Source organism: uncultured Jatrophihabitans sp. (assembly GCF_964252635.1).
Lineage (GTDB): Bacteria > Actinomycetota > Actinomycetes > Mycobacteriales > Jatrophihabitantaceae > Jatrophihabitans.
Map to the genome: position 1 here is coordinate 1 of NZ_CAXUNP010000034.1, position 13,362 is coordinate 13,362.

11 protein-coding genes are annotated in these 13,362 nt (G+C 73.6%); 6 read left to right on the forward strand and 5 right to left on the reverse strand.

Translation table 11 applies throughout. From position 1 onward, the window contains the following. Both ACFFCA_RS14460 and ACFFCA_RS14465 read left to right on the forward strand, forming a co-directional pair. Positions 1 to 2,763 (forward strand): S8 family serine peptidase (locus tag ACFFCA_RS14460; RefSeq protein ID WP_375485970.1); only part of this gene is annotated, 2,763 nt, incomplete at its 5' end. Positions 2,764 to 3,076: 313 nt separating this feature from the next. Further along, entirely contained in the window at positions 3,077 to 4,252 is a 1,176-nt protein-coding gene (locus tag ACFFCA_RS14465) for a saccharopine dehydrogenase family protein (RefSeq protein WP_375485972.1), read from the forward strand. Positions 4,253 to 4,274: 22 nt separating this feature from the next. Here ACFFCA_RS14465 and ACFFCA_RS14470 read toward each other — a convergent pair whose 3' ends face one another. Then, a complete protein-coding gene (locus tag ACFFCA_RS14470) occupies positions 4,275 to 5,318 on the reverse strand; it encodes a hypothetical protein (protein ID WP_375485973.1) in 1,044 nt (347 codons plus the stop codon). 107 nt (positions 5,319 to 5,425) lie between these two features. Here ACFFCA_RS14470 and ACFFCA_RS14475 point away from each other — a divergent pair, with 107 nt between their 5' ends. The 3 genes from ACFFCA_RS14475 to ACFFCA_RS14485 are packed head-to-tail and all read left to right on the forward strand — an operon-like array spanning position 5,426 to position 9,308. Beyond that, the gene (locus ACFFCA_RS14475) at positions 5,426 to 6,967 is read left to right on the forward strand and encodes an aminopeptidase P family protein (RefSeq protein WP_375485975.1); all 1,542 of its coding nucleotides are present in this window, start codon (positions 5,426 to 5,428) and stop codon (positions 6,965 to 6,967) included. Between the two features lie 16 nt (positions 6,968 to 6,983). Next, complete coding sequence (gene arfB, locus ACFFCA_RS14480) at positions 6,984 to 7,430, forward strand: alternative ribosome rescue aminoacyl-tRNA hydrolase ArfB (RefSeq protein WP_375485977.1); 447 nt, start codon at positions 6,984 to 6,986, stop codon at positions 7,428 to 7,430. A gap of 48 nt (positions 7,431 to 7,478) precedes the next feature. Further along, positions 7,479 to 9,308, forward strand: a complete 1,830-nt coding sequence (locus tag ACFFCA_RS14485; protein ID WP_375485979.1) for a TIGR03767 family metallophosphoesterase — start codon at positions 7,479 to 7,481, stop codon at positions 9,306 to 9,308. 21 nt (positions 9,309 to 9,329) lie between these two features. Here ACFFCA_RS14485 and ACFFCA_RS14490 read toward each other — a convergent pair whose 3' ends face one another. Beyond that, positions 9,330 to 10,484 carry a DNA glycosylase AlkZ-like family protein gene (locus ACFFCA_RS14490; protein ID WP_375485981.1) on the reverse strand — a complete coding sequence of 385 codons (1,155 nt, stop codon included), beginning with the start codon at positions 10,482 to 10,484 and terminating at the stop codon, positions 9,330 to 9,332. A gap of 3 nt (positions 10,485 to 10,487) precedes the next feature. Continuing rightward, entirely contained in the window at positions 10,488 to 10,907 is a 420-nt protein-coding gene (locus ACFFCA_RS14495; protein ID WP_375485983.1) for a DUF3224 domain-containing protein, read from the reverse strand. An 87-nt stretch (positions 10,908 to 10,994) separates the two neighbouring features. Here ACFFCA_RS14495 and ACFFCA_RS14500 point away from each other — a divergent pair, with 87 nt between their 5' ends. Beyond that, the gene (locus ACFFCA_RS14500) at positions 10,995 to 11,969 is read left to right on the forward strand and encodes a helix-turn-helix transcriptional regulator (protein ID WP_375485985.1); all 975 of its coding nucleotides are present in this window, start codon (positions 10,995 to 10,997) and stop codon (positions 11,967 to 11,969) included. Here the strand turns inward: ACFFCA_RS14500 and ACFFCA_RS14505 are convergent. Both ACFFCA_RS14505 and mca read right to left on the reverse strand, forming a co-directional pair. After that, on the reverse strand, positions 11,954 to 12,298 hold the full coding sequence (locus ACFFCA_RS14505; RefSeq protein ID WP_375485987.1) for a hypothetical protein: 345 nt from the start codon (positions 12,296 to 12,298) through the stop codon (positions 11,954 to 11,956). The two genes, ACFFCA_RS14500 and ACFFCA_RS14505, sit on opposite strands and share 16 nt — an antisense overlap. Then, a complete protein-coding gene (gene mca, locus ACFFCA_RS14510; protein WP_375486039.1) occupies positions 12,295 to 13,170 on the reverse strand; it encodes a mycothiol conjugate amidase Mca in 876 nt (291 codons plus the stop codon). Before mca ends, ACFFCA_RS14505 begins: the two co-directional genes overlap by 4 nt. Positions 13,171 to 13,362: the final 192 nt, after the last annotated feature.

The window sequence follows — 13,362 nt, forward strand, 5'->3', positions numbered from 1 at the left end:
GCCGTGGTGCTCATCGTGCACGCGGCCGGGGACGCGGCCGACGTCCGCGCGACGGCTGCCGACGCGGCCGGCCCCACCGTCGACGTCCGGCACACGTTCCCCACCGACCACGCGTTCTCGGTCCAGGTCGCCGCCCGCGACCGCGCCGGCGCCGAGGACGCGCTGCGGGCCACCCCCGGGGTGACCGGCATCGAGGCGCCGGTGAGCAGGTCCTTCTTCGCGGCCCCGAGCACCCCGGACGACCCCGGCTACAGCCGCGAGCAGGCCTACCTGAACAGCGTCGGCGCACCGGCGGCCTGGGCCGTCACCCACGGGTCGCGCGCCGTCCGCATCGCGGTGATCGACACGGGCATCGACACCGCCCACCCCGACCTCGCGGGCAAGATCGACCAGACCTACAACGCCCACCAGCCCGGCGCACCCGTCACCGACGCCGTCGGGCACGGCACCTTCGTGGCGGGCGTCGCCGCGGCAGCCACCGACAACAAGGTGGGCGTCGCCGGCGCCGGTTACGACACCCACCTGCTCGGGGTCAAGATCGCCGATTCGGACGGTGACCTGTCCGTCGACGACGAGATCGCCGGCATCAACTGGGCCGTCGCCCAGCACGCCGACGTCATCAACCTCAGCCTGGGTGGCACGGAGTACAGCGCCGCCGAGAAGGCTGCGGTCGAGAACGCGATCAGCAAGGGCGTCGTCGTCGTCGCCGCGGCCGGCAACGACGGCAACACGGCCACGCAGTACCCCGCGGCCTACCCCGGTGTCATCGCCGTCGGGGCCGTCGACACCGCCACCCACCGGCGCGCGTCCTTCTCCAGCCACGGTCCGTTCGTCACCCTGGCCGCGCCCGGTGTCGACATCTACTCGACCGCGCCGACCCGGGGTTCGGACTACTTCCCCGGGCGGAGCGGGTACGCCGCCGCCGACGGCACGTCGTTCTCGGCGCCGCTGGTCGCCGGCGCGGCCGCGCTGCTCAAGGCACAGGACCCGCAGGCGACCGGCGCGCAGCTGCGCCACGCGCTAGTGGCCTCGGCCCACGGCTTCGCGGGGCAGGGCCTCGGCGCGGGGCAGGTCGACTTCGCCGCGGCGTTCGGCCACCTGCCGCCGACGGTGACACCGACCTCGGCATCTGTCACGGGGACGGCCGACCGGGTCAGCCTCGCTGCCGACACCGGCGCCCCCGCCGTCGAGTTCCGGGTGGACTCCGGGCCGTGGACGGCGCCGGTGCGCACCACCGGCGGAACGCGCGCGAGCCTCGGGTGGGACAGCTGGGGGTACGCCAACGGCCCGCACACGCTGCACGCCCGCGCCTGCACCCCGTACGGGGAGTGCAGCGCCACGGAGACCGCAGCGCCGTTCTCCCTCGCCAACACGGCACCCGAGCTGACCTCGCCCGACGCCGGCTCGGTCTCGACCGGCCGGTTCACGGTCACCGCCGCACACCCGAGCGGCGGCGGGGCGCGGCTGCTGCTCGACGGCCGCACGGCCGGTTTCGACGCGACCTCGCCGTACTCCTTCCCGGTCAATGCAACCCGGTTGGCCGACGGCAGCCACACGGTCCAGGTCGTGGCCTGCTCGACGACCGGTTCTCCGTGCGACGGTCCTGCCGGAGCGAGCCGGACCGTCACCACCCGGTCGCTGCATCCGGTGATCACCGCGCTGACCGGGACGCCCATCAGCCCGAACGGCGACCGGGTCCGGGACACCGCGACCCTGCGGTTCACGCTGCCGGACGACGAGACGGTCGCGGTCCAGACCGTCGACTCCGCCGGCACCGTCGTGCGCACCGACGCGCTCGGCGCGTTGCGGGCCGGACGGCACACCTGGACGTGGCGCGGCCTCGGCACCGGGCACGCGCGCCTGCGCGACGGGCAGTACCGGCTCGGGCTCAGCGTGGCCGCGGCGACCTCGGGCGGCCCCGTGGCCGGTTACACCGACGTCGTCGGCACCGTCGACACCGCCGCCCCCCGGCTGTCCGGTCTCACCGGCAACAACGCGACCTTTTACCCGGTGCACGACGGTTACCGCGACGCGTTCACGCCGAGCGTCGTGTCCGGCGAGGCCGGCACCCTCTCACTCACCGTCCGGTCGGCCCGAGGCGCCGTGGTCCGCACCCTCACCGCCTACCGCCGGGCCGGTCGCTCGACCCTGAGCTGGAACGGCCGCGACGCCCGGGGGCGCCTCGTCGCCGCCGGCCGGTACCGATGGCAGTACGCGGTGACCGACGCGGCCGGCAACCGCGGCGTCGCCGCGACGGGTCACGTGACGGTCTCGTCGAAACGTCTCGTCCACCGTGTGGCCTACGTCGAGCACCGCGGCGCCACCTACCGCGGCGCGGGCGGCACCGACACGTGCGCGAGCGCCCGTAAGCGCGGCTCGTCCTACCGACACGGTGTCGTCCTGCGCAACGCCTGCTCGCCGGACCTCGGCGACTTCGCCTACGTCGCCTACGGCTTCACGCTCCCGCGCGCGATCCGCTACTCCCGGCTGACCTTCCAGGCGTACGGCCGGTCGGCCCGGCGGCCGTCCGAGATCAGTGCGGGCATCGACCGGACCGACGGCGGCCTGGAGATCCCCGGCTACGTCACGATCTCGCGCGCCGGCTCGCACTGGCACTCGATCGCCTCGGTACCGGCCGCCGGCCACGTCAACGGCGCCCGACGGGCGTACGCCACGTTCACGCTGACCGGCCGGTACCGCGGCACGAACGACTTCGACCTCAGGTTCTCGCGGGTACGGGTCAGCTACATCGCCCTGGGCTGACCGTCCTGGCGTGACTGTGCTTGCGTGACCGACCCCGAACACGGATCGAGGCCCGTCGGCTGGGGGATGCCGCGGGCCTCGATCACAGGTCTCGTGTCGATCGCACCAGGGGGCACCGGTACCGGCTGACTCGAGGATCGTGCTGTTGCGTCGCCGAAGCGGGGGGATGCGACAACGAACAGCCGTGGCGGTGTACCCAGGTGGCGCCTGCCTCAACCACGACGGTTTGACACCGGTCTTCGACGCCGGTCCGCGTGGTCTTTCCGTGTCCTCCCGTCGCGCCCCGGCGCGGTTCGACGGATAGGTTCGACGGATGCCTGCTGCCGGTACCCGCGACCACGACATCGTCCTGCTCGGCGCGACCGGCTTCGCCGGGGAGCTCACTGCCGCCTACCTCGCGGCCCACGCACCAGCCGGATGCCGCCTGGCCCTGGCCGGCCGCAACCAGGGCAAGCTCGCCGCCGTGCGCAACCGGCTGCCCGCGGGCCCGCGCGAGATCGCGCTGATCACGGCCGACACCGGGGACGACGCGTCGCTGCAGGCCCTCGCGGCGTCGACCCGGGTGCTGGCGACGACCGTCGGCCCGTATGCGCTGTACGGCGACGGCGTCGTGGCCGCGTGCGCCGCGGCGGGGACGGACTACCTCGACCTCACCGGAGAGCCGGAGTTCGTCGACACCTCGTGGCTGCGTCACCACCGGACGGCGGTCGGTACCGGGGCGCGGCTGGTCCACGCTGCCGGTTTCGACTCCATCCCGCACGACCTCGGGACGCTGTTCACGGTGCTGCAGCTCCCGGAGGGCCGGCCCGTCACGGTGTCCGGGTACGTGTCGGCGAACGGCTCGGCCTCGGGCGGCACGTTCGCGTCGCTGCTGACCGCGCTGGGCCGCCCCCGGCAGAACGTGTCCGCGGCCCGTGCGCGGCGCGCCCAGGAGGCGGCCGAGCGCGCCGACCGGTCCCGGCGGTCCCGGTCGACCACCGGCCGGCCGCATCGGGCTCCGGGCGGCGGCTGGGCCGTTCCGCTGCCCACCCTCGACCCCCAGGTGATCGCCCGGTCCGGGCGCGCGCTGGACCGCTACGGCCCGGACTTCCGCTACTCCCACTACGCCGTCGTGCCCCACCTCGGCGTGGCCGCGAGCGGGGTGGCCGGCATCGGCGCGCTCGCGGTGGCGGCGCAGGTGCCACCCGCGCGACGCGCGTTGCAGCGACGCCTCGCCCCCGGGCAGGGTCCGTCCGTGGAGAAGCGGGCCAAGAGCTGGTTCACGGTCACCTTCGAGGGTGCCGCCGGTGACCGGAGCGTGCGCACGAGGGTCGCCGGCGGCGACCCGGGCTACGACGAGACGGCCAAGATGCTGGCCGAGTCGGCCCTGTCACTGGCGTTCGACGACCTGCCGCAAACCGCCGGTCAGGTGACGACCGCCGAGGCCATGGGCGAGGCGCTGATCGGCCGGTTGCAGGCGGCCGGCATGCGGTTCGAGGTCATCGCCTGACCCGACGCCGACGGGCCGACGATCAGTGCCGGCCGTCGTCCGGTGCGTTGGGCAGGGCCTGGGTCGACTGACCCTCGCCCTCGGGCGGCGTCCAGTGCTGCCCGCCCCGCGGGTCGAAACGCGGCAGCTGGGTCGTGCGGTTGTCACCCTCGCGCCCCTCGGCCTCGCTTCCGGCCTCGCCCCCGCTCTCCACCTCCGACACCCGGCCGGACTCCTCCCGCGGGCCGCCCCGGGGGTCGGGCAGCCGCTGTGTCCCGTGCTCGCCGTCGCCCCTCGGCTGCGCCGCGAAGGCAGCGGTCTCGTTCTCTGCCCGCCGGTCGCGGTACCCGGATGCAGTGTCACGCGGATCGTCGTCCTGGCGCCCGTAGAACGGCGGGGGCGCCTCCGGCGTGTACGCGGGCTCCGTCGCCGGCGCCGCTGGGTGGACAGGCGCCTCGGGGCGTCGACGGGTCGCGGCGGCGAACAGCGCACCGAGCAGGCCCGCGACCAGCCCGATCACGAGCCCGGCGAACAGGGTCGTCCCGGTCGGCGCAACGAAGAGCGCGAAGGACAGACGGCCACCCATCGGGCTGCGGGTGACCAACGCTCCGACGAACCTGGCCACATACGCAGCGGCGACGCACCCCGTCCACGTCGCCAGGAACACCTGACCGAAACCGGCCAGCCGCCGGGCCGCGACAGCAGCCAGGAACGCCGACAGCACCACGAAGACCGCGATGGTGACGAACTCGCTGTAGAGGTAGTGCACCCCGTTGCGGTTGTCGCCCTTGATGGGGTCGAACCGCCACGCGAACTGCAGTGACGACGACACGATGCGGCTCTTCAGCGAGGTCCCGTGATCGAGGTAGTAACGAAGGGCGTGCTTGGTGACTGCCTGGTTGCACACGGCGGCGATGATCACGAGATCGACGAGTGCGACGACCAGCGCGACCACGAGCGGACGGTTGCGACCCCGCCCGGCACCGGCGTTGCCCGCCGGGTACCCGCTGGTGTCCTGGCGCGGCGTCGCGCCCGAGATGTTCCAGCTGCCCTGCTCCGGCGGCGCGTTCCTGTTCCCCGATGTCATGCGGACAAACTAGGCCATCGGAGCGCCGAATCGGGGTTGCGGCAGGCGTTCGTCACGGGTGGTCCGGCCGGGCCGCCCGCGGTGGACGAAGTCCTAGACTCGGGGCCATGGCCGACGGCGACACGCACTCCGACGACACCCACTCCGACAACATCTCCTCCGAGACCACGGAGGCCGCCCCGGAGGGCGAGGGCGCGTCGCACGACATCCCGATGCCCGCGCACCTGCGCGACGCCATCGCGGCCGACTGGGCGCCGGCGACACCGATGCCGCACCCGGCCCGGCCCGACATCGCTCCGTACACGGCCAAGCGCCGGGGTGAGCTGTCGGCGGCGTTCCCGGGCTCACTGATCGTCCTGCCCGCCGGTGCGTTGCGGACCCGCGCGAACGACACCGAGTACGCCTTCCGGGCGTCCAGTGCGTTCACCTGGCTGACGGGCGAGACCGTCGCCGACGCGGTGTTCGTGATGACCCCGCGCGGCTCGTCCGGCGGTGGCGCCGGCCACGACAGCACCCTGTACGTGCGCGAGTACGCGCAACCCGGCGAGGTCGCCTACTTCACCAGCCGCAACCACGGCGCCGTCTGGGTGGGCAACGTGCCGAGCGTCCCCGACACCGCGGACGTCCTCGGCGTGGACACCCGCCCGCTCGCCGCGCTCGAGCACGACCTCGCGCCCTACCGCGGCGGCGTCGTCGAGCTGTTGCGCGGCGTGGACCCGTCCGTCGACGCCCTGCTGCCCGGCGCGGGCAGCGAGCGCCTCGCCCAGGTCGTCGACGAACTGCGCCTGACCAAGGACGAGTGGGAGCTCAGCCGTCTGCGCCACGCGTGCGAGAGCACCGCACGCGGCTTCGCCGACGTCGCCCGCGAGCTGCCGGCCGTCGTCGGTCGCACCGACGTGCGCGGCGAGCGCTGGCTGGAGGGCACGTTCTGGCGGCGGGCACGGCTCGAGGGCAACGACGTCGGTTACACCTCGATCGTCGGCTCGGGGCCGCACGCGACGACGTTGCACTGGTGGCGCAACCACGGTGCCGTGGCGGCGGGCGGTTTGCTGCTGGCCGACATGGGCGTCGAGACCGACGAGCTGTACACCGCCGACGTCACCCGCACCATGCCCGTCGACGGCACGTGGACCCCTGAGCAGCGGAAGGTCTACAGGGCGGTGGCCGAGGCGCAGGCCGCCGGCATCGCCGAGGTGCGCAGCGGCGCCGACTTCCTGGCCGCGCACAAGGCGGCGATGTACGTCATCGCCGAGCACTTGCACGCCTGGGGCATCCTGCCGGTCACGGCCGACGTCTCGTGCGCCGAGGATCCCGAGACGCCCGGCGCCGGCCTGCACCGCCGCTACACGTTGCACGGGACGTCGCACATGCTCGGCATCGACGTGCACGACTGCGCCGCGGCGCGGAACGAGACCTACCGCGACGGCACGTTGGCCGCCGGGCACGTCCTCACCGTCGAGCCGGGCCTGTACTTCCAGACCAACGACCTGTCGGTTCCGGCCGAGCTGCGCGGCATCGGCGTGCGTATCGAGGACGACGTGGTCGTGACCGACGGCGACCCGGTGAACCTGTCGGCCATGCTGCCGCGCGACCCCGACGAGGTGACGGCGTGGATGCGCGACGTGCAGGCCTCCCCCGCCGCACCCTGATCGGCCTGCTCGCCCCGTGCCCGACGACCTGATCATCGCGCCGCAGCGCGGCGTTCCCGCTGGGCTGACCATCCCCGCCGCCGAACTGGTCGAACGCTTCAGCCGGTCGTCGGGGCCGGGCGGGCAGGGCGTGAACACCACCGACAGCCGCGTCGAACTGCGGTGGGACGTGCTCAACTCGGCCGCGGTCACCGAGATCCAGCGCGCTCGGCTGCTGCAGGAGCTCGCGCCCCGGCTCGTCGACGGCGTGCTGTCGATCGTGGCCTCCGAGCAACGTTCGCAGCTGCAGAACCGGACGGCCGCTCGGGCCCGGCTGACGAACTACCTCCGCGAGGCCCTGCTTCCCCCGCCGCCACCGCGACGCCCACGCACCCCGTCGCGCGCGGCCAAGGCACGCCGGGTGGAGGCCAAGCGACAGCGCGGTGACCTCAAGACCACACGTCGGCGACCACCACCGGACTGAACCCGGATGGGCTCGCGCCGGCACCTACTGCGTGCGACAGTGCAGGACGTGCCTGACGACGCTCGCGACGACATCACCCCCACGCCCGACGAGGCCCACGGCGGCATCAGCCGGCGGCGGCTGCTGGGTCTCGGCGCCGCCACGGCCGGTGCGGCCGCCGCCGGTTCGGTGCTCGGCGGCGCCGGACCCGCCGCTGCGACAACTCCTGCGAAGGGCTACCCGCGGCATCCGGCCGGCACCACGCTGGGCCGCACCCTGCTGCACGGCAACCCGGGCCGCAGCGGATATCGGCGGGTCGTGCCCGGCCCCGGCGAGTCGAGCCTCGTGCGCGGCGACCTGCTGGCCGGAGCCACGCGCGGGTCGGGCACCCGGACGCCCTTGATCGCGCTGAACCAGTTCACCGACATGCACCTGGTCGACGCGCAGTCGCCCGCGCGGGTGGAGTTCCTGGACCGCCTCAACGACCCGGGCGGCCCGCTGAGCTCCGTCGCACCGTTCTCGTCGGCGTACCGGCCGTGGGAGATGCTGGCCCTGCACAGCAGCGAGGCCATGGTGCGCGCGGTCAACGCCCTGCCGGGCGGCCCGGTCACCGGCCGGCCGATCGACTTCACCATCTGCACCGGCGACAACTCCGACAACACCCAGTACAACGAGGTGCGCTGGCACATCGACCTGCTCGACGGGCGCACCGTCCGCCCCGACTCCGGCAGCACCGCCCGCTGGGAGGGCGTCGGCGGCCCCGACGACCAGGACACCGCCTACTGGCACCCGGACGGCACCCCGCCCGATGGCAAGGCCGACAACTACCGCGCCACCTACGGCTACCCGACCGTGCCCGGCCTGCTCGACCGCGCCCGTGCCCCGTTCCGCGCATCCGGCCTCAAGACGCCGTGGTACGCGGTGATGGGCAACCACGACGGCCTGGTGCAGGGCAACATCCCGTCCGCCGGCGTCATCGACCTCATCGCCACCGGCGCGGTCAAGCCCGTCGGCCTGCCCACCGGTGTCGACCCCGCGGCACTGCTGGCCATGCTGCGTTCCGGCGACCCCGCCGCGCTGAAGTCGCTGCTGACCGACGCACCGGTGCGGCTCGTCACCGCCGACCCGCGACGCCGCATGCTGTCGCTCGAGCAGATGGTGCGCGAGTACTTCCACACCACCGGAACGCCGGTCGGCCACGGCTACACGAAGGCCAACGTCGCGGACGGCACCGCCTACTACAGCTTCACCCGGGGGAAGGTGCACTGCATCAGCCTGGACACCGTCGACCGCGCCGGTTACGACGACGGGTCCATCGACCGGGCGCAGTTGTCGTGGTTGCAGGCCGAGCTCGACGCGAACAGCTCGCGTCACCTCGACGCGTCCGGCCAGTGGGTGAAGGGCACCGGGCACGACCACGTGGTGCTGATCTTCAGCCACCACACGGTGGCCACGATGGACAACCCGATCGGCGTCGACCGCGTCACGGGCAGCACGGTGGCCGACCTGCTCCTGCGCTACCCGAACGTGGTGGCGTGGGTGAACGGGCACACCCACGTCAACAACGTGCTGCCGCACGCCCGGCCGTCGGGCACCGCGGTCGGGGGCGGTTTCTGGGAGATCAACACGGCCTCGCACGTCGACTGGCCGCAGCAGTCGCGCATCGTGGAGGTCGTCGACAACGGCGACGGCACGCTGTCGATCTTCGGCTCGATCTACGACCACGCCGCGGCGACCAGGTGGCCCGCGCACCCGTCGACGCCGCTCGAACTGGCGGCGCTGGCGCGCGAGCTGGCCATCAACGACCCGCAGCGCGACCCGGAGACCGCGTCACGCGACGGCCGGCGTGGCACGCGCGCGGACCGCAACGTCGAGCTGGTCGTCAAGCGCCCGTTCTGACCGCTCACCGTCCTGCGGTGGTCAGGTCGTGCGGGTGACGGCCACGTCGTCGACACCGCGCGCCCGGCCGACACGGACCGCCTCGGCCTCCACCTGCGTCCACGTCGCCTTGGTCATCCGTCCGAACGGCTCGACGGTGAGCGTCAGCCGCGTCGTGGCCGACCTGTTGATGGTCGACTTGTCGGTGACCGACTTCGTCCGCCAGACACCGGCGATCTCGCCGTCGACCAGCACCGCCCCCGGGCGCCCGAGCACCGGCCACAACGCCTTGTGCCGGCCCTTGTCCGGGACGATCAGGGAACGGTCGCCGGCCTGCAGGTAGGGGTCGAACGGCCCGAGCAGGCGCACGAGCTGCGGCCTCTCCGCCGAACGCAGCGCGTCCAGGTCGTCCTGGGCGACCTGCAGCGGCCGCCCGTCCACGGTGACCGATTCGAAGTCCTCCGGCCACACATCGGCGACGTCGGCGCGGCGCGCCCCGAGGTGGTCGGCGAAGTCGGCGGCGGAGGCCGGCCCGAGCACGGCCAGGTAACGCCGCGCCAGCTCGCCGAGCGCGTGACGGTCGGCCTGCGTCGGCAGCCTCGCCCTCGACCGACGACGCAGCACCGGCGGTGACGTGTCGGGTTCCAGCTCGAGGCCGGCGGCCAGGAACACCGAGCGCATCGCCGAGTCCGAGATGTGCCGCGTCCTGCAGGTACGGCACTCGCGCCGCATCGCATCGGGGAGGCGACGCGTGACCGCCGTGCTCGCAGCACCCTTCTCGGTGCGCTTGCTGACGACCGCGCGCAGCTCGCGGACCGCCAGGTCGTACTGCTCGAACGCGGAGAGCCCCGCATGCCTGATGCTGGGCCCGGTCTCGTTCAACCGGGTCGTGGCGTCGGCCTCGGACAGCGGCACCAGGGCCGCGGCCAGCTCGTCGAGATCGCGTCGGCGGTGCACGTGCGGCGCCCCGCGCAACGTCCACACCAGGGCCAGGTCCTTCCCGGGCCCGACGGGCGGGTCGACGTCGGCCGCGTCGGGCAACCGGGCCGCGAACGCCAGCGCGGCGGGGTGCCCCATCGCCTGCTGCACACCGACGTCGAGCACGGTCAGCTCGTGCAGGTCAGCGGCGTCGCGGCGCAGACCCTGGGCCGCGACGCGGAAGGCGACGACGCGGCTGCGGCTGATCTGCACGGTCACCCCTCAGTCCCCGATGCGGTAGTCCAACCTCATGGTGTACGTCGCGCCGCCCGCGGCATAGCCGCCCGTGCCGCTGATGCCGGCCAGCCCGCCCGTGCCCGAGTCGGCGACGACCTCGGCCTCGGTGCGCGCGACGCCGCCGGTGTGCGCCCCGCGCAGCGCCAGCACGAAGGTGCCCGTGCGTCCGTCGAGCGTCCCCGTGAGCTGCTCGTACCCGACGTACGGGCCTTCCAGGGAGTGCGGGTCGTCGGCCGTGCCGCGCACGTAGGACAGCAGGAGGGTGGCCGTGGACGTGCCCTGCAGGTCGCCGGTCAGCTCGGTGGTGTAGGTCGCCCGCGCGACCGCGTGCTGGTCGTCGGCCTCGACGACGCGCTCCTCGTCCCAGGACCCGACGCTGACGGTGATGGTGGCGGTTCCGTTCATGACCCTCCTTCGTTCGCAGCTCGACGGCCCGGACCCTGCCAGCAATACCTGACAGAAAACGTCATGTTCAGCTGCGACACTCAAACGGTGCGCGCCAGTCGACTGCTGTCGATCATGCTGACGCTCAGCGTCCGCGGACGCGTCAGTGCGACGGAGCTGGCCGACGAGCTCGAGGTGTCGGTGCGGACCATCTATCGCGACGTCGAGGCCCTCGGAGCGGCGGGCGTGCCGGTCTACGCCACCCGGGGCCGGCACGGTGGCATCTCGCTGCTCGACGGGTACCGCACGCGGCTCACCGGCCTGTCCCCGGACGAGGCCGACGCCCTGCTGCTGTCCGGCGTCCCGGGAGCGGCCGCCGACCTCGGCCTCGGCCCGGTGCTGGCCGCGTCGCAGCTGAAGGTGATGGCCGCCCTGCCCGCCGAGCTGCGCGAGCGGGCGGCGCGCATCCGCGACTGCTTCCACCTCGACGCCCCGGGCTGGCTGCGCGAGAGCGAGGCCCCCGAGAGCCTGGCCGCACTGGCCGAGGCGGCGTGGACGACGCACCGTGTCGACGTGCGGTACGAGCGCTCGAACCGGGCCGTGGTCGAGCGCACCCTCGACCCGCTGGGCCTCGTTCTCAAGGCCGGGGTCTGGTACCTCGTGGCCCGTCCGGGCGACGCTGCACCGCGCACCTACCGGGTCTCGCGCGTGCTGGCGGCGCACCCGCGGGCCGACCTGTTCACCCGTCCCGACGGGTTCGACCTCGGGTCGTTCTGGGCGGCCTACCAGCGCGACTACACGGAGCGGATCTTCCGCGACGAGGCGTGGGTCCGGCTGTCACCGGACGGCGTGCGGCTGCTGTTCCTGGTCGGCCCGGCGGCGGCCCGGCGGGCTCGGCCGACCTTCTCCGAACCCGACGCCGACGGCTGGGTCGAGGCCCGCGTGCCCGTCGAGTCCGTTCGGCACGGAGTGCACGCCCTGCTGCAGCTGGGTGCGGAGGCCGAGGTGCTCGGTCCGCCCGCCCTGCGCAGCGCCGTCGCCGACGAGGCGCGCGGGCTGGCGGCGCGCTACTCGGACGCCTGATCGGGGCGGGGTTCCGGCGGCTCTGCCGGGGCGGCCAGGGGCGGCCGGTGGTCAGCGGCGTGCGTCTGCGCCTGCGCCTGCGGATCGACGGGACGCGCCGACTGCGCCTGCGCCTGCGGATCGACGGGACGCGCCGACTGCGCCGCACGCGGCGGCGGCGGCGCGTCGACCGGGAAGTTTTCGCGCACCCGCCGCATGTGCCCGGACATCGACTTGAACAGGAAGTAGCAGGCGATGCACAGCAGCAGGATGACGGCCAGCCCGATCGGGCCGGCCTTGACCGCCTCGCCGCTCTTGGCGAGCGTCGTGGCCGCCAGCACGGCGCTCACGACGCGTGCCCGGCCGCGGCGGTGCCCCGGATGCCCGCGAACAGGTCGTCCTCGGGCAGCGAGACGGGCACCTGCGCGCGGGCCAGCTCGAAGTCCTCGGTGGGCCACACCTCACGCTGGATCTCCAGCGGGACCCGGAAGAAACCACCCTCCGGGTCGACCTGGGTGGCGTGTGCCTTGAGCGCCGCGTCGCGACGGTCGAACCACTTCGCGACGTCGACGCGCGTGGTCAGCACCGGCTTGCGGCGGTCACCCCACCGCTCGGCGCGCTGCTTCCACTCCTCGTACGGCGACTCGAGCCCGCGGGCCAGCAGCGCCTCGTGCACGGTGTTGATCCGCTCGATGCTGAAGCCGACGTCGTAGTACAGCTTCAGCGTCTGCCAGGCCGGACCGGCGTCGGGGAAGCGTTCGGGGTCGGCGGCGGCGTCGAAAGCGGCGACGGAGATCTCGTGGGTGCGGATGTGGTCGGGGTGCGGGTAGCCCCCGTTCTCGTCGTAGGTCGTCATCACATGCGGGCGGAAGCTGCGCACCTCGCGCACGAGCCGCTCGACCGCCTCGTCCAGGGGCACCAGCGCGAACGAACCCTCGGGCAGCGGGGGCAGCGGGTCGCCTTCGGGCAGACCCGAGTCGACGAAGCCGAGCCAGTGCTGGCGCACGCCGAGGATCTCGCGGGCGCGGGCCATCTCGTCGCGGCGGATCTCGGCCATGTTGGCCTCGATGTCGGCCCGGCCCTTCAGCGCCGGGTTGAGGATGCTGCCCCGTTCCCCGCCGGTGCAGGTGACGACGAGGACGTCGACGCCCTCGTCGACGTAGCGGGCCATCGTGGCCGCACCCTTGCTGGACTCGTCGTCGGGGTGGGCGTGCACAGCCATGAGCCGCAGCTGCTCGGGACCGGAGTTCGTCACGACGTCCATTGTCCCCGATCGCGCGGCGACCGCGGCACGCCGGTGCTCGGGGGCCTTGGAATCCGGTCAATCGCGGTTGCGAGCGGCGTCGACGGTGTTACGTTCGATGTTTCGCCTGACCCTGTTCGTCCTTCGAGCGTTCCGACGCGCGTGTCGAAC